The following is a 21024-nucleotide window of genomic DNA, read 5'->3' on the forward strand; positions in this document are numbered from 1 at the left end:
GCGTGGCACAGCACACAGCACTCTCACAACAGGCAGCCGACGGCGCGGACAAACCGGACGCGGCCGTCGTGCGGGACGCCCTCGGGGTCGGCGTCGCCGTCGGGCTGTCCGGATTCGCCTTCGGGGTGACCTCGGCCGGCAGCGGACTCGGACTGCTCCAGACCTGCGCGCTCAGCCTCCTGGTGTTCACCGGCGCCTCCCAGTTCGCCCTGGTCGGGGCGCTCGCCGCCGGGGGCAACCCGTTCACGGCCGCGGCCGGCGCCTTCTTCCTGGGCGTGCGCAACGCCTTCTACGGACTGCGGCTGTCACAGCTGCTCGCCCTCCCGCGCGCGGTACGGCCGCTCGCCGCCCAGTGGGTGATCGACGAGACCACCGCGGTGACCCTGGCGCAGCCGACCCGGCGGGCCGCCCGGATCGGCTTCACCGTCACCGGACTCACCCTGTACGTGCTGTGGAACCTGACCACGCTGCTCGGCGCCCTGGGCGCGAAGGCGATCGGGGACACGCGCGCGTGGGGCCTCGACGCGGCCGGACCCGCCGTGTTCCTCGCCCTGCTCGCGCCGATGCTGAAGACCGCCACCGAGCGGGCGGTGGCGGGCCTCGCCGTCCTGCTGGGCCTCGGTCTGCTGCCCGTCCTGCCGGCCGGGGTGCCGGTCCTGGTGGGGGCGCTGGCCGCCCCGCTCGCCCTCTTCGCCGAGGGCCGGCGCCGGGGCCGCGCCGGACGGGACACGGCGGACACCGAGGGGGCGGGCCGGTGAACACCTGGATCGCGATCGGCCTGACCGTCCTCGGCTGCTACGCCGTCAAGCTCGCCGGTCTGCTGGTACCGGCGCACGCCATGGAGCGGCCCTCCGTGCGGCGGCTGGCCGCCCTGCTGCCGGTCGCCCTGCTCGCCGCGCTCACGGCCCAGCAGACGTTCGCCGACGGGCACGCGCTGGTGCTGGACGCCCGGGCCGCGGGGCTCGGCGCCGCGGCCGTGGCGCTGGTGCTGCGCGCGCCGTTCCTGCTGGTCGTGGCGGCGGCCGTGGTGGTGACGGCGGGCGTCCGGGCCATCGGCGGCTGACGGCGGGCCGGTGGACGGGCGGGTCCCGCGGGCGGGTCCGCCTCAGCCCACGAAGCGGCCGTGGGCCCGCAGGGTGCGCAGCGCCTCGATCGTCACCAGGGACCGCGCCTCCATCGCGGGCGCCGGTGCCCACCGGCGCCACCGGACGGGCCAGCCGCCGTCCTCCTCCTGCCCGGCGGCCAGGTGGTCCAGGGAGCGCGCCATCTCGTCGTCCGTGAACCACGCGCGCGCGAGCGAGTCCGGGCGCCTGGCGAAGTCGTGCGGGAAGTGGTGCTCGCCCGGGGCGTAGCCGGACGCGACCGGGAACGCGTCGAGACGGTCCGGGTCGAGCGCGGCGAGCCGCCGCTCCCGCACCAGGCGGCCCAGCCGGTCGGCGGCGGCCTCCGCGCGCGGGCGGTCGGGAGCGGAGTCCAGGAAGGCCACGGCGGCCTCCACCTCGTAGGGGTGGGTCTCGTCCAGGGACTCCACGGCGTGCCAGCAGTAGTCGGTGGCCCGGAACAGCCAGGCGTGCCACACCCCGTTGCGGTGCAGCAGTCCGACCACCGGCCCGGTGGCCAGCAGGTCGCCGGCCGGATCGTCGACGACCGGGACGAACGGCGCCGTCGGGTACCCGCGCTGGCTGGGGTGGACCGCCGGCAGCGCCCCGTCCGGGGTGGAGACGACGGTCAGGTAGCGGCACACGCGCTCGATCCGCTGCCCGCCGCACCGTCCGACGGCGTCCAGCACGCGCAGCGCGTGCGCGGTGTGCAGGGGCTGGCTGACCGGCCCGCGCAGATCGGGCTCCAGCGCGTGCCCGTACCCGCCGTCGGTGTTGCGGTAGGCGTCCAGTGCCGTCTCCACCGGGTCCGGGCCGCCGTGCAGGAAGAGGTGGGCGAAGAGGTGCCGCTCCAGCACGCGCGCGGTGAGCCACACGAACTGTTCGGCGCGGAAGAGCGGGGAGTGCGCCGGGGGCGTGGAGGGCAGTGGGAGAGCTCCTGATTCGGCCATGCGTCAGACCGTAGGGCGGAAAGCGGGTCCCGCGAACCCTCCGGCGCGGGGCCCACCCCCGGGAGCGGGATACTGGAGTCATGCGGTTGACGGTCTTCTGGCAGCGGATGACGGAACACTTCGGTCCGGGGTACGCCGACACCTTCGCGCGCGATCACGTCATGTCGGAGCTGGGCGGACGCACGGTGCGCGAGGCGCTGGACGCGGGCTGGGAGGCCAGGGAAGTGTGGCGCGTGGTGTGCGCGGTCATGAACGTGCCGGGCGAGAGGCACTGACCGGCCTGTCCGGCCTGTCCGGCCTGTCCGGCCTGTCCGGAATGCCGGAATATTTGGCGCGGAGCGCGACGGCACGGCACTGATCTGTCACGAAGGGCGCCGCCGGGCGCCGGATGCCGGCGGCGTGGGTGAGACTTGGCGCGTGGCACGCACTGACGAGGACCCCCTGGCACCCACCGCCGAGGACGGCACGCCGTCCGCCCGGCAGGCAGCACCGGCCGGGACGGCCGAGCCCGGCCGTCCCCCGGCCGCCGAAGCCGTCGTTCCCGGCGGCCGGATGCCGCGGTGGCTGCCGCGCGCCATGGTGCTCGCGCTGGCATTGATCGCCGCCTTCCAGTTCGGCAGCTGGGCCTTCCACCAGCTGACCGGACTCCTGATCAACATCCTGATCGCGTTCTTCCTGGCCCTGGCGATAGAGCCGGCGGTGAGCCGGATGGCGGCGCGGGGCATGCGCAGGGGGCTCGCCACCTTCCTGGTCTTCCTCGGGCTCACCGTCGTCGCCGCGGGGTTCGTCACCCTGCTCGGCTCGATGCTGGCCGGCCAGATCATCAAGATGGTCGAGGGTTTCCCGGACTACCTGGACTCGCTCATCAACTGGATCAACGTGAAGTTCCACACGGAATTCCGGCGGGTGGACGTCCAGGAGGGGCTGCTGCACTCCGAGTGGCTGCGCAAGTACGTGCAGAACAGCGCGGCCGGTGTCCTCGACGTGTCCGCCCAGGTGCTGGGCGGCCTCTTCCAGATGCTGACGATCGCCCTGTTCTCGTTCTACTTCGCCGCGGACGGTCCCCGGCTGCGGCGCGGCCTGTGCTCCGTCCTGCCGCCCTCGCGCCAGGCCGAGGTGCTGCGCGCCTGGGAGATCGCCGTCGACAAGACGGGCGGTTACCTGTACTCGCGCGGCCTCATGGCGCTGGTCTCCGGGATCGCGCACTACATCCTGCTGGAGGCCATGGGCGTGCCGTACGCGCCCGTGCTCGGCGTCTGGGTGGGTCTGGTCTCGCAGTTCATCCCCACCATCGGCACCTACCTCGCGGGCGCGCTGCCGATGCTGATCGCGTTCACCGTCAACCCCTGGTACGCGGTGTGGGTGCTGGTGTTCGTCGTGATCTACCAGCAGTTCGAGAACTACATGCTCCAGCCCAAGCTGACCGCCAAGACCGTCGACATCCACCCGGCGGTCGCCTTCGGCTCGGTCATCGCGGGCACCGCGCTGCTCGGCGCGGTCGGCGCGCTGATCGCCATCCCGGCGGTGGCCACGCTCCAGGCGTTCCTCGGGGCGTACGTGAAGCGGTACGCCGTCACGGACGACCCCCGGGTGCACGGGCACCGCCGCAGGAGCCCGGGCGGCCCCGGGGCGTTCACGCGCGCGCGGCGGCTGTGGGCGGACCGCCGGCCGGCCGCCGAGGAGCGGTCGTAGGCGGCTCCTGACCGGCCCCGGCGGCTCAGCGGGGCACGACCGCCCATACGGCGGCCGCGGCCGCGGCCGCCGTGTAGCAGCCGGCCGCCGCCGCCACGATGCGCCGGCGCCTCCCCTCGCTCCAGGACGTGCGGGACAGCAGCAGGGCCAGCAGGGGCAGCACGAGGACCGCGTGCAGGCTCACGCCGTGCAGCGGCTTGAGCGGGGCCGTCGAGTGGTAGGCGGCCTCCTGGTGCCCGGTCCGCGTCAGGAAGACACCGCGCGCGATCATCGCCGCGCCGGAGGCCAGCGCCACCAGCAGCAGCGCGAAGCCGGAACGCACCGCGAGCGGCATGCCGGCCGGGCCGGCCGGCGGCTGCCGGAAGGAGGCGACGGCGAAGACGGTGAGCAGGGCGACCAGGACACCGCCGCCCACCGCGAGCGTCATGGTCACGCCCGAGTCGAAGGGCGTCTCCGTGTTCAGGTGCGAGGGCACCCGGCGCCACGCCTGGAGGGTGATCCCGCCCACCTCCACCACGCAGTCGGCGGCGAAGACGAGCAGCAGCGCCGAGCGGAGCCGGTCACCGGTCCGCAGGTACGACGTGACCCAGGTGACGGCGATCAGGGTGGCTCCGAACGAGAGCCCGAAGGTGATGGGCTTGCGCCAGGAGACCGGGCCGTACCAGGGGCCGCCGTCGATCGCGAACACCACCAGGTGGACGAGGCCGGAGAGGACGAGCAGCAGGCCGGTGGCGTGGCAGAGGCGGTCGGCGGTGGCACGCGGAGTCTTCATGGCTCCAAGGCTCGCGGGCGCGCTCGGCACGGTCGTCGTCCGGGCGGAGACACCCCCGGTACACCGCCGGGAGCAGACCGGCCGCCGGGCCCGGGGCGCCGCCGGCCCCGCCCGCGTGGTGCGCTTGACACGAAAATCGAACATCCATTCTTATGGAGGCTCAGGCGAGGCTTTCGGTTGGGTGGTTCGCCCCGGTTTCCGGGGAGATGTCCCACGGTTATCCACAGGCCGGGCCTGCGTCGGGGCGCATTGTCAGTGGCAGGCGTTAGCGTCTTTGACGTGAAGCGATCGACTCAAGCAAACCGGGTGGAACCCATGGCAGGAACCGACCGCGAGAAGGCGCTCGACGCCGCGCTCGCACAGATCGAACGGCAATTCGGCAAGGGCGCGGTCATGCGCATGGGCGAGCGGTCGATGGAGCCCATCGAGGTCATCCCGACCGGCTCGACCGCGCTCGACGTCGCCCTCGGCGTCGGTGGCCTGCCGCGCGGCCGCGTGGTGGAGATCTACGGACCGGAGTCCTCCGGCAAGACGACCCTGACCCTGCACGCCGTGGCGAACGCGCAGAAGGCCGGCGGCCAGGTCGCCTTCGTGGACGCCGAGCACGCCCTCGACCCCGAGTACGCGCGCAAGCTCGGCGTCGACATCGACAACCTGATCCTCTCCCAGCCGGACAACGGCGAGCAGGCGCTGGAGATCGTGGACATGCTGGTCCGCTCCGGCGCCCTCGACCTCATCGTCATCGACTCCGTCGCCGCGCTCGTCCCGCGCGCGGAGATCGAGGGCGAGATGGGCGACAGCCACGTCGGTCTCCAGGCCCGTCTGATGAGCCAGGCGCTGCGGAAGATCACCAGCGCGCTCAACCAGTCCAAGACCACCGCGATCTTCATCAACCAGCTCCGCGAGAAGATCGGCGTGATGTTCGGTTCCCCGGAGACCACGACCGGTGGCCGGGCCCTGAAGTTCTACGCTTCGGTGCGCATCGACATCCGCCGCATCGAGACCCTGAAGGACGGCACGGAGGCGGTCGGCAACCGCACCCGCTGCAAGGTCGTCAAGAACAAGGTCGCGCCGCCCTTCAAGCAGGCCGAGTTCGACATCCTCTACGGCCAGGGCATCAGCCGCGAGGGCGGTCTGATCGACATGGGCGTGGAGCACGGCTTCGTGCGCAAGGCCGGTGCCTGGTACACGTACGAGGGCGACCAGCTCGGCCAGGGCAAGGAGAACGCGCGGAACTTCCTCAAGGACAACCCCGACCTGGCCAACGAGATCGAGAGGAAGATCAAGGAGAAGCTGGGCGTGGGGGTCCGGCCGGAAGAGCCCGCCGCCGCACCGGGCGCCGACACCGCGGCCACCCCGACGGCCGAGGACGCCGCCAAGCCGGTGCCCGCCACGGCAGCCGCGAAGGCCACCAAGCCCAAGGCCGCCGCAGCCAAGAGCTGACCCGTGACACGACGAACCGACTGGGCCGAGTACGAGTACGCCACCCCAGGTGCCCCGCGGGGGACGGGTACCGGGGGCGGCCCGGGCTCCGCCCCGGAAGGTGACGACGGGCACGGGGACGACGGGTACGGCGACGGGTACGACGAGCACGGCGGACGCGATCGGCATCACGGGCGGGACGAGCCCGGCGCGCGGGGCGGGGGCCGCGGGCGTGGCCGACGGCGGCGCGGTTCCGGGGACGCGCCCGACGAGGTCGAAGGCGCCCCTCCCTCGGCGAGGGACGAGCGGGGGGAGTCTTCGGGGGACCCGGCTGAGCGGGCACGGGCGATCTGCCTGCGCCTGCTCACCGGGACCCCGCGCACCCGCAAGCAGCTCGCGGACGCGCTGCGCAAGCGGGAGATCCCCGACGACGTGGCCGAGGAGGTGCTGTCCCGGTTCGAGGAGGTCGGGCTCATCGACGACGGCCGCTTCGCGGACGCCTGGGTGGAGTCCCGGCACCACGGACGCGGGCTCGCCCGCCGCGCGCTGGCCCGGGAACTGCGCACCAAGGGAGTCGACTCGGCGCTGATCGACGACGCCGTCGCCCAGCTCGACCCGGAACAGGAAGAGACGACCGCCCGCGAACTCGTCGCGCGCAAGCTGCGCGCCACGCGCGGCCTCGACCGGGACAAGCGGCTCCGCCGGCTCGCGGGCATGCTCGCCCGCAAGGGCTATTCCGAGGGCATGGCCCTCCGTGTCGTCCGGCAGGCTCTGGAGGAAGAGGGCGAGGACCCGGAGATCCTCGGGGACGGGGACTTCTGACGACCCCCGGACGGTGACGGGCGGCCGGGCCTCCGGACGCGTCCCGGGGGGCGGGCGGAACGCCCGGCCGAAGACCGGACCGGAGTCCCTGACGGATCGTGGCGGACCGTCGGGGCAGCCGCTTCCGTGTCCGCGCCACCGCTGGACGCGGGAGTCCGTGACGGTCGCCGCACACCCCGCCGCGGGGTGGGGACAACCCCCCGGAAGGACGGGCGGGATATCCCCCGCGCAAGACGCCGGGCCGCCGCAATGCTCTCACCTGCCCGCACGGGCCAGTCTGTACCCGCTCCCGAACGGCCGGCCCACGCTCCAGCCGGCTGCCGGGGGCGCACGACACAACCCGCGCACACAACAGAAGAGAGCCCGTCCCCATGATGCTGCGCTACGCCCTGCGGACCGTCCGCGCCCGAAGAGCCGGATTCCTCGGCGCCTTCCTCGCCCTGATGTGCGCGGCCGCCCTGATCACCGCGTGCGGCGGCCTCCTCGACACCGGCCTGCGCGGCGCCATCCGCACCGAGCGCTACGCCGCCGCACCCGTCGTGGTCTCCGCCGACCAGTACGTGCACCGGACCACCGTCAAGCACAAGAAGGGCAAGACCAAGGTCAAGCACAAGGCGAAGCCCATCGCCGAGCGCGCGTGGCTCCCCGAACGGCTGCGCGGCACGCTCGCCCGCACCCCCGGCGTGGCCCGGGTCGTCCCCGAACTCACCTTCCTCGCCCAGCCGGCGACCCCGGCCGGCACCGGTGGCCGTACCGCCTACGGCCACGCCTGGGAATCCGCCGCGCTGACCCCCTACCGGCTGACCGCGGGCCGGGCCCCCGAGGCCGCGGACGACCTCGTCATCGACGACGCCCTCGCCGCACGGGCCCACCTGCGGCCCGGCGACCGCCTCACCGTGCGGTCCACGCGGGCGCCGTGCGACTACCGCATCACCGGCATCGCCACCCCGGCCGCGGACGTCCGCCACCAGACGTCCCTGTTCTTCTCCACCGCCGAGGCCCGCCGGCTGGCCGCGCACCCCGGGCAGGTCACCGCGTTCGGCGTGCTGCCGGCCGAGGGCGCGGACCCCGAGCAGGTGCGCGGGGCCCTGACACGGGCGCTGCACGGCACCACGGCACAGGTCAGCACCGGCGACGCCCGGGGACCCGTCGAGTTCCTCGACGCGGCTTCCGCCCGCACCCGGCTGGTCAGCATGGGCGGCGCCATGGGCGGAACCTCGCTGCTGGTGGCGGTGCTCGTGGTCGTCGGCACCTTCGCGCTCACCGTCCAGCAGCGCCACCGCGAACTCGCCCTGCTCCGGGCCATCGCCGCGACACCCGGGCAGATCCGCACCCTCCTCGGCCGGGAGGCGCTGATCGTCGGCACGGCGGCGGGCACGGCCGGCGCACTGCTCGGACTGCCGCTCGGCGGCTGGCTGTACTCCCGGTTCGTCGCCCTGGGCGCCGTACCCGGGACGCTCGAACGCACCGTGAGCGTCTTCCCGCCGCTCGCCGCGCTCGCCGTCACCCTGCTCGGAGCCTGGGCCGCGGCCCGGATCGCCTCCCGCAGGATCGCCCGGATCCGTCCGGCCGAGGCACTCGCCGAGGCCAGGAGCGAGCGCACCCGGCCCGCCTGGGGCCGGATCGCCGCCGGACTGCTGCTCCTGGCCGGAGGCGTCGTCCTCGTCGTCGTCCTCGCCTCCCTGCGCACCGAGCCCGCCTCGACCCCCGTGACGTTCCTCGCCGTCATCGTCCTGTCCACCTCCGTGGCCCTGCTCGGCCCCCTCCTGGTCAAGGCCGCCGCGCTGCTGCTCGCCGGCCCGCTCCGGCTCACCGGTCACGGCGGCAGGCTGGCCACCGCCAACCTGCGCGGCAACGCCGCCCGCATGGCCTCCGTGGTCACCCCCCTCACCCTGCTCATCGGCATGACCTGCACCGTCCTCTTCGTCCAGAGCACCCTCGGGGACGCCGCCCGCACCCAGGCCCGCGAAGGCGTCAGGGCGGACTGGGTCGTCGCCGCCCAGGGACCGGGCGTCCCCGGCGAGGCCGCCGAGCGGCTGCGGGCACAGCACGACACCGTCACCGAGGTGGTCCGTACGACCGTCCGCGTCGGCCTCGACAAGTACGCCGCGCAGGGCGTCACCCCCACGGGCCTGACCCGCACCTGGGACCCCGAGGTCACCGCCGGTTCCCTCGGCCGGCTCGGTCCCGGCACCGTCGCCGTCAGCGAACTGGCCGCGGACCAGCAGCACCTGAGGCCGGGCAGCACCCTGAAGCTCACGCTCGGCGACGGCACGCCCGCCACGCTCACCGTCGCCGCCGTCTACGCGCGCGGTCTCGGCTTCGGCGACCTCACCTTCGCCCACGACCTGGTGGCCCGCCACACCGACAATCCGCTTGCCTCCTCCGTCCTGGTCCGCACGGCCCGCACCCGGACTCAGCTCACGGCCACGCTCCGCGCGTTCCCGGGGCTGCGGGTCCTCTCGCCGGCCGCCGCCGATGCCCTGCACGCCGCGCGGCAGCAGACGAATGCCGAGGTCAACTACCTCGCCATGGGCCTGGTCCTGGCCTTCACCGCCATCGCCGTCGTCAACACGCTCGCCATGTCGGTCGCCGAACGCGTCCGGGAGTTCGCGCTGCTCCGCCTCGCCGGCGCGACCCGCACGCAGGTGCTGCGCATGCTGCGCACGGAGGCGCTGTCCGTGCTGTTCCTCGCCACCGCGCTCGGCAGCGGTATCGCGCTCGCGGTGCTCACCGCGTTCAGCGTCGGCATGACGGGCCGGGCCGCCCCGACGGTCACCCCGCTGCTCTTCGTATCCGTCGTCGGGATCGGAGGCGTCCTCGTGCTGGTCGCCGGCGCCGTGCCGGGACGGGCGGCGTTGCGGGTGCGGGCGGTGACCGTCGCCACGGCCAAGGAGTAGCCGCCACGCGGACACGGCAACGCCGTGCGTCCCTCGCGCGCGAGGGACGCACGGCGTTCGCGTGCCGGCGCGCCTCAGGACCTCGCGGGCTCCACCGGCAGCCCTTCCGCCCGCCACGCCTGGAAGCCGCCGACCAGGTCGGTCGCCCGGTGCAGGCCCAACTGGTGGAGGGAGGCGGCGGCGAGGCTGGAGGCGTAGCCCTCGTTGCAGATCACCACGACGCGCAGGTCGTGCCCGGTGGCCTCGGGGAGGCGGTGGCTGCCCTGGGGATCGAGGCGCCACTCCAGTTCGTTGCGCTCGACCACGACGGCTCCGGGCACGAGCCCGTCCCGTTCGCGCAGGGCCGCGTACCGGATGTCCACCAGCAGCGCCCCACCGGTCCGCGCCGCCTCGTGCGCCTCCCGCGCCTCGACGCGCCGGTACCCCGTGCGGACCCGCTCCAGCAACTCGTCGATGCCGGGCGGCCGCCCACCGGTCGTACCGGACTCCGCGAACCGTTCGCCGCTGTCGTTCACTGCCAGTCCTCCGGGCGCTCGACCTGCTCCAGGCGCAGCACCTGGCCGGTGCGACTGTAACGGCGAATCCGGGGCAAAGGCGGGTAATACGCATGGACGGAGACCGCGTGCCGGTCACGCGACTGGTTGAGCACCTCGTGCACGTGGTGTCGGCCGAAGGCGCGGCCCCGGCCCGCGGGCAGCCGGCGCACGCGGTCCACGTCCTCGGTCAGTTCGAGGGTCTTCCAGCCGTCGGTGGGCAGCCGGGCGGTGAGGGAGTTCTCGGTGAGTTCGCCCGACGCGGTGAGGAAGGCGCCGACCGAGTCGGCGTGGTCGTGCCAGCCGGTGCCGCTGCCGGGCGGCCAGCCGATCAGCCAGGCCTCGCTGCCGCCGGGGCCGCTCAGCCGCACCCAGGTGCGGCCCTCCGGGTCGAGCGGGAGCGAGGCGATCAGCTCGGCGTCGGCCGCGGCGCGCCGGACGAAGTCGAGGAGTTCCGCCTGGGTGGGCGCGGGCGCGGGCGCGTCGGGGGATGCGGACGTGGACAGGGAAGGGGAGGGGACAGACACGGATACCGTCCTGATGAGGGTTCGCGGAAACGGGCGCACGGCGGCGCCCGGCAAGGAGAAGGGTGCGAAGTCAGCAGGACGTGCGACACACGCAGCCCGCGTAGCGGATCAGGTCCATATGGACCCTCCGCCACAGGCGCACACAGGTGTCGGTCACGATCCGGAGTACAGCATGCGGGCGCACCCCGGTCAACCGAGTGTCACCTCGTGGACGGGGGTGAAGAGCGCACGATCGGGGCGCGCCGGACCAGGCCCGCGGGCTGTTCCGCGGGCGGCGCGCGGGAGACCGCCGGGCGCGCCGGGAACGGCCCGGGCACAGGGGGACTGCCACCCGCGTGCCGCGCGCCTTCGCCGGTGCGTCCGAGCCCACCCGGAGATCCCTCACGGTCCGGTGCGGCCGGAGCCGCTCACCGTACGCCCGGGCTGGAGTGAGAGCCGATCACCGTACGCCGGAGCCGGAGCCGGCCACCGTACGCCGGAGCCGGACCCGGACCCGATCACCGGACGCCGGACACGGGCCCGGTCACCGGACGTCGCCGGGACGGGTCACCGTGCGCCCGAGCCGGCCCGGGCCTCCGCCGTCTCCGTCGGCCGCGCTTCGGGCGGGTCCTCCTGCTGGTCCGCTGCCGCGCCGCCTGTGGTGGTCTCCGCCGCCGCGTACAGGTCGGCCGGGCGGACCCCGCCGAGCGCGGTGACCAGGTGGCCGTCGGGGCGCACCAGCAGCACGCTGTGGGCGGGCGCACCCGGGTAGCTCTCGGCGACCAGCAGCTCGGCCGGGTGCGGCAGCGCGGTCACGGCCGCCGCGAGCCGGGGCATGACCCCGGCGGACACCCAGTGCTTGCGGTCCCAGACCCCCGTGCCGGGCGCGATCAGGACGACGAGCAGGGCACCGCGGCCGAGCCGGTCGCGCAGCCGGACGAAGGACCCGTCCTCCGCCGTGACCCGGACGTCGGTCACCTGAGCGCCGGGCGGGGTGTCGACGGGGACCTCCGCCTCCAGGTGCCGGGGCGTGAGCGGGGAGCCGGCGTACGTCCCCGGGGCGCCCAGCGGGCCGCGTCCCAGGTGGCCGTCGGCGAACAGCGCGTCATGGCCCCGGGCCGCGCCGGGGACGATGCCGCGCAGTCCGCCTCCGCCGCGCAGCACCGGAAGGGCCTGGTCGGCGGCGCGCAGCCGGGTGGCGACGAGCGCGCGCCGCTCGGTCTGGTAGCTGTCCAGCAGGGCTTCGTGCGGGCCGTGGTGCCAGACGGTGGCCAGCTTCCAGGCGAGGTTGTCGGCGTCCCGGAGCCCCTCGTCGAGCCCCTGGGTGCCGAGCGCGCCGAGCAGGTGCGCCGCGTCCCCGGCGAGGAAGACCCGGCCGGCGCGCCACCGGCGGGCCAGGCGGTGGTGCACCGTGTGCACCCCGGTGTCGAGCAGGTCGTACGCCGGTGTGGTGCCGTTCGACCAGCCCGTGAGGGTCTCGCGGACGCGGGCGAGCAGGATCTCGGGCGTGACCAGGTCCTTGCCCGGCGGCAGCAGCCAGTCCAGGCGCCACACGCCGTCCGGGAGGGGGCGGGCGGCCACCTCCCCGGCCGAGGGCCCGGACGACCGCCACGGCGGCATCCGGTGGAGCAACGCGCGGTCCTCCCAGGGGAGTTCCACGCGCAGGGCGGCGACCGCGTGCCGTTCCACGGCCGTACGGCCCGGGAAGCGGATGTCCTGGAGTTTGCGCACGGTCGAGCGGGGGCCGTCGCAGCCGACCAGGTAGCTGCCCCGCCACCACGTCCCCTCGGCCCCGCGGGTGCGCGCGGTGATGCCGGAACGGTCCTGCTCGATCGTGTCCAGGCGGCTGTCCACGGCCGTCCTCACCAGCGGTTCGCCGTCGACGGCCGCGCGCAGGGCGTTGGTGAGGACGTGCTGGGCGATGTGCAGCGGGGCGGCGGGGTCGTCCGCGTCGAAGGAGACCTCGCTCGTCACCTGTTTGCGGCGCAGGGACCGCCATCCGGCCCAGCGCGTCCCGTACGCGTCCGGCGCGACGCCGGTCAGCCGCTCCAGCAGGGCCGCCGTGTCCTCGCGCAGGACGACGGTGCGTGCCGGGCGGGGTTCGTCCTTGCCCGGGCCCTCGTCCAGGACGACGGAGGGCACGTGCTGACGGGCCAGCAGCAGGGCGAGTGTCAGCCCGACCGGCCCCGCTCCGACGATGATCACCGGGTCCATGACGCGGCGCCCCCTGCCCGTGACGATGCCCTGACAGGGACAAGTGAACAGGAAGGTGGAGCGGGGTGCACGATCACAGAATGTATGCAACCCATTGGCAGAGTTTGCGTCAAGCGACCGGGGGCGGTGGCGATCATGCCACCGCCCCCGGGTCCCCCATGTCACCCGAATGCTCGTCCTCGTCCCGGCCCTGGGGGCCGCGGTGGGCCGGGTGAGCGCCGTGGTCTCAGACGGTGCCGCCCGCGCCGGTCGGCGCGGTACCCGCGACGTCCTCGGCGTTGAGCACCGCGCCGGTCGACTTCCCGCGTCGCCGCAGCCGGCCCTCCAGCCAACTCGCGAACGAGGTCAGCGAGAAGTTGAGGACCACGTAGATCAGGGCCACGATCGTGAAGGACGCGATGGTGTTGGCACCGTAGTAGCCGCTCATGGTGTTGGCCGAGGCGAGCAGTTCGGGGAAGGTGAGGACTGCGCCGCCGAGTGCGGTGTCCTTCACGATGACCACGAGCTGGCTGACGATTGCCGGGAGCATCGCGGTCACCGCCTGCGGCAGCAGGACGAGCCGCATCACCTGGTTCTTGCGCAGACCGATGGCCATGGCCGCCTCGGACTGGCCCTTCGGCAGGGAGAGGATGCCCGCGCGAACGATCTCGGCGAGCACCGACGCGTTGTACAGCACCAGACCGGTGACGACGGCGTAGAGCGGACGGTCGTCGGAACTCACGTCGGTGTACTGGCTGTACAGCTCGTTGGCGAAGATCATCAGGACCAGTACCGGGATGGCGCGGAAGAACTCCACGACGACCGTGGCCGGTCCGCGCACCCAGGCGTGGTCCGAGAGCCGGGCGATGCCGAGCACGGCGCCCAGCGGCAGCGCGATGACCATCGCCAGCGCGGCGGCCTTCAGGGTGTTCTGCAGGCCGGGCCAGATGTAGGCCGAGTACGCCTCGGCGGTGCCGCCGAAGTAGGGCTTCCACAGCGCCCAGTCCAGCTGGTTCTTCTCGTCCAGGGCCGTGTAGAGCCACCAGAGGACCGCCGCGAAGGCGGCCGCGAAGAGCACCGTGTAGAGGACGTTGCGCCGTTTGGCACGCGGCCCCTGGGAGTCGTAGAGGAGCGAACTCATCGCTTCACCGCCACCTTCTTGCCCACCCAGCCGAGGATCAGGCCGGTCGGCAGGGTCAGGCAGCAGAAACCGAACGCGAAGACCGCGGAGATCAGCAGCAGCTGCGCCTCCTTCTCGATCATGTCCTTCATCAGCAACGCCGCCTCGGCGACGCCGATCGCGGCCGCCACCGTCGTGTTCTTCGTCAACGCGATCAGCACATTGGTCAGCGGGAGGACCGCGGCCCGGAAGGCCTGCGGGAGGACGACCAGGAACAGGACCTGGGTGAAGCTCAGGCCGATGGCCCGTGCGGCCTCCGCCTGGCCGACCGGCACGGTGTTGATGCCGGATCGGATCGCCTCGCACACGAAGGCCGACGTGTAGACGACCAGACCGAGCACCGCCAGCCGGAAGTTGGCCGCCTCCACGTCGTCACCGGCGCCGAGGCTGATGCTGAGCGTCGAGTACAGCCCCAGTGACGTGAACAGGATGATCACCGTGAGGGGGATGTTCCGCACGATGTTCACGTAGGCGGTGCCGAAGCCGCGCATCAGCGGTACCGGGCCCACCCTCATGGCGGCCAGCAGGGTGCCCCAGACCAGCGAGCCCGCCGCGGACAGCAGTGTCAGCTGCACCGTCGTCCAGAAGGCGCCCAGTACGTCGTAACCTTCAAGAAAGTCGAACACGATCTCCCGTGCTTCCGCGTGTAGGGATGCCCGGGTGCGCCGCCCGCACGGACGGCGCACCCCCGGGGCGTTGCCTCAGCTCTTGATCTCGCCGGCCTTCGGGGCGGGCTCGTTCTTGTAGCCGGCCGGGCCGAAGTTCTTGTCCACGGCCTGCTGCCAGGACTTGTCGGCCACCATCTCCTCGAGGGCCTTGTTGATCTTGGCCTTGAGGTCGCTGCCCTTCTTGACGCCGATGCCGTAGTTCTCGTTGGTCATCTTGAGACCGCCGAGCTTGAACTTGCCCTTGAACTGGGACTGGCTGGCGTAACCGGCGAGGATCGAGTCGTCCGTGGTCAGGGCGTCGATGTTCTTGTTCTGCAGGCCGGTCAGACAGGCGGAGTACGTCGGGTACTTCTGGAGCTGCGCCTTGGGGGCGAGCCGGTCCTTGATGTTCTGCGCCGAGGTGGAACCGCTGACCGAGCACAGCTTCGCGTTGTTGAGGTCGGACGCCGACTTGATCGAGGTGTCGTCCGCGCGGACGAGGACATCCTGGTGGGCGAGCAGGTACGGGCCGGCGAAGTCGACCAGCTTCTGGCGCTCCGGGGTGATCGAGTAGGAGGCGGCGATGAAGTCGACGTCACCGCGCTGCAGCATGGTCTCGCGGTCGGCGCTCTTCGACTCCTTCCACTCGATCTGGTCCGCGCTGTAACCGAGCTTTTCGGCCACGTAGGTGGCCACGTCGACGTCGAAGCCCGAGTAGCCCTGCGGGGTCTTCTGGCCGATGCCCGGCTGGTCGAACTTGATGCCGATGGTGATCTTCTTGCCGCCGCCGGAGCCGTTGTCTTCCTTGTCGCCGCCGCAGGCGGTGGCGGTCACGGACAGGGCGAGCAGGACGGCCGAGGCGGCGGTGACCTTGCGGAGCTTCATGGTGAACATCCTTTACGTGGTGAGAGACGGGGGTCCGGGGCGGGCGGGCGACCCGTCAGTGGTGCAGGATCTTGGACAGGAAGTCCTTGGCCCGGTCGCTGCGCGGGTTGCTGAAGAACTGGTCCGGCGCCGCCTGTTCGACGATCCGGCCGTCGGCCATGAAGACCACCCGGTTCGCGGCCGAGCGCGCGAAGCCCATCTCGTGCGTGACGACGATCATCGTCATGCCCTCGCGCGCGAGCTGCTGCATGACCTCCAGGACCTCGTTGATCATCTCGGGGTCGAGGGCGGAGGTCGGCTCGTCGAAGAGCATGACCTTCGGGTCCATCGCCAGGGCCCGCGCGATCGCGACGCGCTGCTGCTGGCCGCCGGAGAGCTGGGCGGGGTACTTGTCGGCCTGCGTGCCCACGCCGACCCGGTCCAGCAGGGCCCGGGCCTTCTCCTCGGCCTTCTTCTTGTCGGCCTTGCGGACCTTGACCTGGCCCAGCATCACGTTCTCGAGCACGGTCTTGTGCGCGAAGAGGTTGAAGGACTGGAAGACCATCCCGACGTCCGCGCGCAGCCGGGCCAGTTCGCGGCCCTCGTGCGGCAGGGGCTTGCCGTCGATCGTGATGGCGCCCGAGTCGATCGTCTCCAGACGGTTGATGGTGCGGCACAGGGTCGACTTTCCGGACCCGGAGGGCCCGATGACCACGACGACCTCGCCGCGGGCGATCGTCAGGTCGATGTCCTGGAGCACGTGCAACGCGCCGAAGTGCTTGTTGACGCTCTTCAGGACGACCAGTTCGTCGGAGATGACCACGTCTTCCTTGGTCACCGATACTTCGGTCATCGCTCTCGGGCTCCGTCCTCCTCGGGTTTCCGAGGACAGTAGTGAGGGGCTGTGACCTGCGTCATCACATCTGAGGGAGACTTGAGCATCACGATCCGATAGCAATCGGACACGTGTCGTAGTACGGCACGCGCGCGCGTATCGGCCGGGTAACGGAAACGGCGGGCGACCCCGAGCCTCTTGACGCCGTCCCCGCTCATCGGCGTCACTGCATTCTGCACGCGCGCGTGCCGGTGATCCACACGGCGGACGCGAAGCGCGACCGTACGAACGCCGAACCGGAGGGGGCCGGGATGAGACTGCTGCTCGTCGAGGACGACAACCACGTCGCCGCGGCCCTGTCGGCCGTCCTGGCACGGCACGGGTTCCACGTCACCCACGCGCGCAGCGGCGAGGAGGCGCTCCGGGCGCTCGTCCCCGAGGGCGCGGGCTTCGGCGTCGTCCTGCTCGACCTCGGCCTGCCCGACCAGGACGGCTACGAGGTCTGCGGCAAGATCCGCAAGCGCACCGGCATCCCGGTCATCATGGTCACCGCCCGCTCCGACGTCCGCTCCCGCATCCACGGACTCAACCTCGGCGCGGACGACTACGTCGTCAAGCCCTACGACACCGGGGAACTCCTCGCCCGGATCCACGCCGTCAGCCGACGCACCGTCCCCGAGGACCCCGCCGTCGGCATCGAGAGCGCCCTGCTCCTCGGCACCGTCCGCATCGAACTGCCCACCCGCCAGGTCAGCGTCGACGGCGCGGTGATCCAGCTGACCCGCAAGGAGTTCGACCTGCTCGCCCTGCTCGCCCAGCGCCCCGGAGTGGTCTTCCGCCGGGAGCAGATCATCAGCGAGGTCTGGCGCACCAGTTGGGAGGGCACGGGCCGCACCCTGGAGGTGCACGTCGCCTCCCTGCGCGCCAAGCTGCGCATGCCCGCGCTGATCGAGACCGTACGCGGCGTCGGCTACCGGCTCGTCGCCCCGGCCGCCTAGCGGGGACGGGTGCGCACCCGCCTCCTCCCGCTGCTCATCGTGCTGCTGGCGGCCGTCCTGCTCGCGCTCGGCATCCCGCTCGCCATCAGCGTGGCCGCCGCCCGGCAGCAGCAGGTCGTGGTCGACCGGATCGACGACACGGCGCGGTTCGCGGCGCTCGCCCAGTTCGTCACCGACGCGCCCAGCGGATCCCGCCGCACCACCACGGACGAGCGCTGGGAGACCCTGCGCCGCGAACTGGAGAGCTACTACGGCGTCTACGGCATCCGAGCCGGCGTCTTCTACCGCAACGGCGCGCCGATGGCCAACGCGCCCGGCGACTGGGCCGTACTGCCGACGGACGACGTCCGCGCGGCGTTCGACGAGGCACTGCTCAGCCGGCGCAGCCACGACCCGCCGCAGGCCTGGCCCTGGCAGCGCAGCCGGCTCGTCGTCGCCTCGCCGGTGATCCGGGACGGCGACGTCGTCGCGGTCGTGGTCACCGACTCGCCCACCGGACAGCTGCGGGCACGCATCCTGCGCGGCTGGCTGGTCATCGGGGCCGGCGAGATCGCGGCCATGCTGCTCGCCGTCGGCGCGGCGCTGCGGCTGACCGGCTGGGTGCTCAGACCGGTCCGGGTGCTGGACGCCACCACCCACGACATCGCCACGGGACGGCTGAAGTCCCGGGTCGCGGCCGCCGGCGGACCACCGGAACTCAGGCGGCTGGCACGCTCGTTCAACGAGATGGCGGACAACGTCGAGGCCGTGCTGGAGCAGCAGCGCGCCTTCGTCGCCGACGCCTCGCACCAGTTGCGCAACCCGCTCTCGGCGCTGCTGCTGCGCATCGAACTGCTCGCCCTCGAACTCCCCGAGGGCAACGAGGAGATCGCCTCGGTCCGCACCGAGGGCAAGCGCCTCGCGCAGGTGCTGGACGACCTGCTCGGCCTGGCGCTCGCCGAGCACTCCGAGGCCGACCTCCGGCTCACCGACATCGGCGCGCTGACCGCGGAGCGGGTGGCCGCCTGGGCACCGGCCGCCAGGGCCAAGGACGTCCGGCTGACCGGCGACTGCCCGCCCACCACCGGCTGGGCCGACCCGGTCACCCTGTCCAGCGCCCTGGACGCCGTGATCGACAACGCCGTGAAGTTCACCCCCGGGGACGGCACGGTGGAGGTCGCCGTGACCGCCGACGGCGACACCACCGCGATCGTCGTCACGGACACCGGACCCGGCCTGACGGACGAGGAACTCGCGCGCGTGGGCGACCGGTTCTGGCGCAGCGGCCGGCACCAGAACGTGCAGGGCTCCGGCCTGGGCCTGTCCATCACCCGCGCCCTGCTCACGGCCGGCGGCGGCTCGATCGGCTACGCCCACCACGAGCCGCGGGGACTGCGGGTCACGCTCCGGGTGCCGCGGCACACGGAGAGCACCGGGGAGGCGGCGGGCGCACGCTGAAGCGGCAACGGCCCCGCTACGGCTTCATCGACCGGTAGTAGCGCCGGGCGCCCTCCTGCAGGGGCAGCGGGTCGGTGTAGATGGCGGTGCGCACGTCGACCAGCTGGGCGGAGTGGACGTGCTTGCCGATGCCGTCCCGGCTGTCGATCACCGTGCGGGTCACCCACTCGGTCAGCCGGGGGTCCACGTCCGCCCGGGTGATCAGCACGTTGGACACGGCGATCGTCGGCACCTGCAGGCCCTGCTGCACCGTGGGGTAGGCGGACTCGGGAATCTTGGTGGCGCGGTAGTACCGCGACTGCTCGCCCTGGTCGTGCAGCCGGGTGACGACGTCGTCCTCGATCGGCACGAACCGGAACTCGCGTTGGCGCGCCAGTGTGACGAGCCCCTTCGTGGGCAGTCCGCCGGACCAGAAGAAGGCGTCGATCTTCCCTTCCCCGAGCCGCGCGGGCCCGGTGTCTATCCCGTCCGCCTCCGCGGTGATGTCCTTCCGCGGGTCGATGCCGGCGGCCCGCAGCACCCGTTCGGCGATCAGCCGCACCCCGGAGTCCGGCAGCCCGGTCGCCACGCGCTTGTGCCGCAGGTCCGCCACGCTCCTGATGTCCGAGCCGCGGGGCACGATGAGGTGCACGTAGTCGTCGTAGAGCCGGGCCACACCGCGCAGTCGCGCGGCGCCCCTGCCGTGCCGCAGCTCGTACGTGGCGACCGCGTCGGCCGCCGCGATGGTGAAGTCGGCCCGTCCGGTCGCCACCCGCTCGACGTTCTGCTGGGAACCCGCGCTGTTGAGCAGCTCCACCTTCAGGCCCGGCATGTCGTCGTGCATCGCGGTGCGCAGCCGCTCGCCGTACTCCTGGTAGACCCCGCGCTGCGTACCGGTGCTGATCACGATCGTCCCGCTCGGCGGCTTCTCACCCAGGGGCAGCAGCCACCACAGCAGCAGACCGAGGACGACGGCACCGACGGCCGCGCCGGACAGCGCTCGGCGCCTGCCGAACCGGGGGAACACCATGGACATGCGGCGATCCTGCCAGCCGACGCGCGCCGCTGACCAGGGCCCGGGAGCCGCGGGAAGCGGGCGCCCGGGACCGCCGCCGCGCCCCGGGGCCGGCGGTGTTGTCGGCGGCGGCCGTTACAGTCGCCGTATGAGTACCTCGCCCGCCCGTCTCGTCCACGAGTTCCACCGCGTCTTCGGCCTCGACGCCCGCCGCACGCCGGCCGAGGTGGAGCCCGGACTCGCCGCCCACCGCGGCGAACTGCTCGCCGAGGAGGCCGCCGAGGTGGCCGAGGTCGCGGTCCGGGGACCACTGGACCGGCTCGCGCACGAGCTGGCCGACGTGGTGTACGTGGCCTACGGCACCGCACTGGTGCACGGCATCGACCTGGACGAGGTCATCGCCGAGGTCCACCGCGCCAACATGAGCAAGGTCGGCCCGGACGGGCAGATCGCCCGCCGGGCCGACGGCAAGGTGCTCAAGGGGGAGCACTACCGGGCGCCGGACGTGGCCGCCGTACTGCGCCGCCAGGGCTGGACGCCGGACGGCGCGGCCTGACGCCCGGATGCCGGGCGTCAGGCCCGGTACGCGTGACGCCGGCGCGACGGGAGGCCGGAGAGCTGCCGCCCGTCCGCCGTACCGCACGCGCGTGCGGGCCGGTCCCGCTCCCTACCGGGTACGACCGGACGTGACGCGCGGCGCGGGGGCCGGGGCCGGGGTGCTCAGCGGCCCGACAGGCCCGTGCCGCCGAGCCGGGCCAGCAGCTCCGCGAGGCGCGCGACGTCCGCCGCGGGCCAGGCCGGGCCGGCGAGGACCTCGGCGGCCGTCTCCTCCGCCGTGGCCAGCATCTCCGTCAGCCGCCGCCGGCCCGTCCCGGTCAGCGCCGCGTACGCCACGCGCGCGTCCCGGGCGTCCGGCTCCCGCGTCACCAGCCCGATCCGCTCCAGCGGGGCCAGCCCGCGGGTGACCCCGGAGGCGGTCAGGCCCAGCGCCTCGGCCAGGTCGACGCGGCGCATCCGGCCGCCCGGTGCCTGACCGAGGCGGAGCAGCAGGGTGAAGTCGGCGAGGCTGACGCCGTGCAGCCCGCCCAGCCGCGCGTCGAAGCGGCGGACGAGCGCCGCCTGGGCCCGCACCAGCCGCAGGGCCGCGTCCAGGGCCTCGCTCATCTCCCGCTCCCTCGC

The 21024-nt window shown here is 73.2% G+C and carries 22 protein-coding genes; 10 read left to right on the top strand and 12 right to left on the bottom strand.

The window, feature by feature from the left end; translation table 11 throughout:
* Window positions 1-2: 2 nt before the first annotated feature.
* Together ACZ4K2_RS24785 and ACZ4K2_RS24790 are read left to right on the top strand one after the other, a co-directional pair.
* Window positions 3-758 carry an AzlC family ABC transporter permease gene (locus tag ACZ4K2_RS24785; RefSeq protein WP_467476070.1) on the top strand — a complete coding sequence of 252 codons (756 nt, stop codon included), beginning with the start codon at window positions 3-5 and terminating at the stop codon, window positions 756-758.
* On the top strand, window positions 755-1063 hold the full coding sequence (locus ACZ4K2_RS24790; RefSeq protein ID WP_467476069.1) for an AzlD domain-containing protein: 309 nt from the start codon (window positions 755-757) through the stop codon (window positions 1061-1063). Before ACZ4K2_RS24785 ends, ACZ4K2_RS24790 begins: the two co-directional genes overlap by 4 nt.
* A 42-nt stretch (window positions 1064-1105) precedes the next feature.
* Here the strand turns inward: ACZ4K2_RS24790 and ACZ4K2_RS24795 are convergent, their stop codons facing one another.
* The gene (locus ACZ4K2_RS24795) at window positions 1106-2050 is read right to left on the bottom strand and encodes a hypothetical protein (RefSeq protein ID WP_467476068.1); all 945 of its coding nucleotides are present in this window, start codon (window positions 2048-2050) and stop codon (window positions 1106-1108) included.
* A gap of 80 nt (window positions 2051-2130) precedes the next feature.
* On the opposite strand from ACZ4K2_RS24795, the gene ACZ4K2_RS24800 reads away from it, so the two are divergent.
* Complete coding sequence (locus ACZ4K2_RS24800; RefSeq protein ID WP_467476067.1) at window positions 2131-2325, top strand: DUF3046 domain-containing protein; 195 nt, start codon at window positions 2131-2133, stop codon at window positions 2323-2325.
* A gap of 166 nt (window positions 2326-2491) precedes the next feature.
* Window positions 2492-3742 carry an AI-2E family transporter gene (locus tag ACZ4K2_RS24805; RefSeq protein ID WP_467476096.1) on the top strand — a complete coding sequence of 417 codons (1251 nt, stop codon included), beginning with the start codon at window positions 2492-2494 and terminating at the stop codon, window positions 3740-3742.
* Window positions 3743-3767: 25 nt separating this feature from the next.
* Here ACZ4K2_RS24805 and ACZ4K2_RS24810 read toward each other — a convergent pair whose 3' ends face one another.
* The gene (locus ACZ4K2_RS24810; protein ID WP_467476066.1) at window positions 3768-4514 is read right to left on the bottom strand and encodes a hypothetical protein; all 747 of its coding nucleotides are present in this window, start codon (window positions 4512-4514) and stop codon (window positions 3768-3770) included.
* A gap of 315 nt (window positions 4515-4829) precedes the next feature.
* Between ACZ4K2_RS24810 and recA the strand changes: the two genes are divergently transcribed.
* From recA to ACZ4K2_RS24825, 3 genes are all read left to right on the top strand, one after another.
* Window positions 4830-5957, top strand: coding sequence for a recombinase RecA (recA, locus tag ACZ4K2_RS24815; protein WP_467476065.1), 1128 nt, complete (start codon window positions 4830-4832; stop codon window positions 5955-5957).
* Window positions 5958-5960: 3 nt separating this feature from the next.
* Window positions 5961-6758: a recombination regulator RecX gene (gene recX, locus ACZ4K2_RS24820; protein WP_467476064.1), complete on the top strand. Its 798-nt coding sequence runs from the start codon at window positions 5961-5963 to the stop codon at window positions 6756-6758.
* A gap of 371 nt (window positions 6759-7129) precedes the next feature.
* Window positions 7130-9658: an FtsX-like permease family protein gene (locus tag ACZ4K2_RS24825; RefSeq protein WP_467476063.1), complete on the top strand. Its 2529-nt coding sequence runs from the start codon at window positions 7130-7132 to the stop codon at window positions 9656-9658.
* Window positions 9659-9732: 74 nt separating this feature from the next.
* Here the strand turns inward: ACZ4K2_RS24825 and ACZ4K2_RS24830 are convergent, their stop codons facing one another.
* From ACZ4K2_RS24830 to ACZ4K2_RS24865, 8 genes are all read right to left on the bottom strand, one after another.
* Window positions 9733-10179 (bottom strand): rhodanese-like domain-containing protein, encoded by a 447-nt coding sequence (locus ACZ4K2_RS24830; protein WP_467476095.1) that lies wholly within the window; start codon window positions 10177-10179, stop codon window positions 9733-9735.
* Window positions 10170-10718 carry a cupin domain-containing protein gene (locus ACZ4K2_RS24835; RefSeq protein ID WP_467476062.1) on the bottom strand — a complete coding sequence of 183 codons (549 nt, stop codon included), beginning with the start codon at window positions 10716-10718 and terminating at the stop codon, window positions 10170-10172. Before ACZ4K2_RS24835 ends, ACZ4K2_RS24830 begins: the two co-directional genes overlap by 10 nt.
* Before the next feature lie 70 nt (window positions 10719-10788).
* A complete protein-coding gene (locus ACZ4K2_RS24840) occupies window positions 10789-11103 on the bottom strand; it encodes a putative leader peptide (protein ID WP_467769970.1) in 315 nt (104 codons plus the stop codon).
* Between the two features lie 161 nt (window positions 11104-11264).
* Window positions 11265-12911 (bottom strand): FAD-dependent monooxygenase, encoded by a 1647-nt coding sequence (locus tag ACZ4K2_RS24845; RefSeq protein WP_467476061.1) that lies wholly within the window; start codon window positions 12909-12911, stop codon window positions 11265-11267.
* 226 nt (window positions 12912-13137) lie between these two features.
* A complete protein-coding gene (locus ACZ4K2_RS24850; RefSeq protein WP_467476060.1) occupies window positions 13138-14031 on the bottom strand; it encodes an amino acid ABC transporter permease in 894 nt (297 codons plus the stop codon).
* Window positions 14028-14696: an amino acid ABC transporter permease gene (locus ACZ4K2_RS24855; RefSeq protein WP_467476059.1), complete on the bottom strand. Its 669-nt coding sequence runs from the start codon at window positions 14694-14696 to the stop codon at window positions 14028-14030. The genes ACZ4K2_RS24850 and ACZ4K2_RS24855 overlap by 4 nt, the downstream gene beginning before the upstream one ends.
* 75 nt (window positions 14697-14771) lie before the next feature.
* Window positions 14772-15602, bottom strand: a complete 831-nt coding sequence (locus ACZ4K2_RS24860) for a glutamate ABC transporter substrate-binding protein (protein WP_467476058.1) — start codon at window positions 15600-15602, stop codon at window positions 14772-14774.
* A gap of 55 nt (window positions 15603-15657) precedes the next feature.
* Window positions 15658-16434, bottom strand: coding sequence for an amino acid ABC transporter ATP-binding protein (locus tag ACZ4K2_RS24865; RefSeq protein WP_467476057.1), 777 nt, complete (start codon window positions 16432-16434; stop codon window positions 15658-15660).
* Window positions 16435-16727: 293 nt separating this feature from the next.
* On the opposite strand from ACZ4K2_RS24865, the gene ACZ4K2_RS24870 reads away from it, so the two are divergent.
* Both ACZ4K2_RS24870 and ACZ4K2_RS24875 read left to right on the top strand, forming a co-directional pair.
* Window positions 16728-17414, top strand: coding sequence for a response regulator transcription factor (locus ACZ4K2_RS24870; protein ID WP_467476056.1), 687 nt, complete (start codon window positions 16728-16730; stop codon window positions 17412-17414).
* A gap of 9 nt (window positions 17415-17423) precedes the next feature.
* On the top strand, window positions 17424-18851 hold the full coding sequence (locus tag ACZ4K2_RS24875) for a sensor histidine kinase (protein ID WP_467476055.1): 1428 nt from the start codon (window positions 17424-17426) through the stop codon (window positions 18849-18851).
* Window positions 18852-18867: 16 nt separating this feature from the next.
* Here ACZ4K2_RS24875 and ACZ4K2_RS24880 read toward each other — a convergent pair whose 3' ends face one another.
* On the bottom strand, window positions 18868-19866 hold the full coding sequence (locus ACZ4K2_RS24880) for a TAXI family TRAP transporter solute-binding subunit (RefSeq protein ID WP_467476054.1): 999 nt from the start codon (window positions 19864-19866) through the stop codon (window positions 18868-18870).
* A 127-nt stretch (window positions 19867-19993) separates the two neighbouring features.
* Between ACZ4K2_RS24880 and ACZ4K2_RS24885 the strand changes: the two genes are divergently transcribed.
* Window positions 19994-20401 (top strand): pyrophosphohydrolase domain-containing protein, encoded by a 408-nt coding sequence (locus ACZ4K2_RS24885; protein ID WP_467476053.1) that lies wholly within the window; start codon window positions 19994-19996, stop codon window positions 20399-20401.
* A gap of 164 nt (window positions 20402-20565) precedes the next feature.
* Here the strand turns inward: ACZ4K2_RS24885 and ACZ4K2_RS24890 are convergent, their stop codons facing one another.
* The gene (locus tag ACZ4K2_RS24890) at window positions 20566-21009 is read right to left on the bottom strand and encodes a MarR family winged helix-turn-helix transcriptional regulator (RefSeq protein WP_467476052.1); all 444 of its coding nucleotides are present in this window, start codon (window positions 21007-21009) and stop codon (window positions 20566-20568) included.
* Window positions 21010-21024: the final 15 nt, after the last annotated feature.

The sequence above is a fragment of the Streptomyces sp. NPDC025833 genome (assembly GCF_055558055.1).

Coding starts and splice junctions, on each gene's coding strand:
- ACZ4K2_RS24850 (WP_467476060.1), bottom strand. CDS start 14,031: ATGAGTTCGCTCCTCTACGACTCCCAGGGGCCGCGTGCCAAACGGCGC.
- ACZ4K2_RS24880 (WP_467476054.1), bottom strand. CDS start 19,866: ATGTCCATGGTGTTCCCCCGGTTCGGCAGGCGCCGAGCGCTGTCCGGC.
- ACZ4K2_RS24865 (WP_467476057.1), bottom strand. CDS start 16,434: ATGACCGAAGTATCGGTGACCAAGGAAGACGTGGTCATCTCCGACGAA.
- ACZ4K2_RS24870 (WP_467476056.1), top strand. CDS start 16,728: ATGAGACTGCTGCTCGTCGAGGACGACAACCACGTCGCCGCGGCCCTG.
- ACZ4K2_RS24825 (WP_467476063.1), top strand. CDS start 7,130: ATGATGCTGCGCTACGCCCTGCGGACCGTCCGCGCCCGAAGAGCCGGA.
- ACZ4K2_RS24795 (WP_467476068.1), bottom strand. CDS start 2,050: ATGGCCGAATCAGGAGCTCTCCCACTGCCCTCCACGCCCCCGGCGCAC.
- ACZ4K2_RS24890 (WP_467476052.1), bottom strand. CDS start 21,009: ATGAGCGAGGCCCTGGACGCGGCCCTGCGGCTGGTGCGGGCCCAGGCG.
- ACZ4K2_RS24860 (WP_467476058.1), bottom strand. CDS start 15,602: ATGAAGCTCCGCAAGGTCACCGCCGCCTCGGCCGTCCTGCTCGCCCTG.
- ACZ4K2_RS24845 (WP_467476061.1), bottom strand. CDS start 12,911: ATGGACCCGGTGATCATCGTCGGAGCGGGGCCGGTCGGGCTGACACTC.
- ACZ4K2_RS24800 (WP_467476067.1), top strand. CDS start 2,131: ATGCGGTTGACGGTCTTCTGGCAGCGGATGACGGAACACTTCGGTCCG.
- recA (WP_467476065.1), top strand. CDS start 4,830: ATGGCAGGAACCGACCGCGAGAAGGCGCTCGACGCCGCGCTCGCACAG.
- ACZ4K2_RS24885 (WP_467476053.1), top strand. CDS start 19,994: ATGAGTACCTCGCCCGCCCGTCTCGTCCACGAGTTCCACCGCGTCTTC.
- ACZ4K2_RS24810 (WP_467476066.1), bottom strand. CDS start 4,514: ATGAAGACTCCGCGTGCCACCGCCGACCGCCTCTGCCACGCCACCGGC.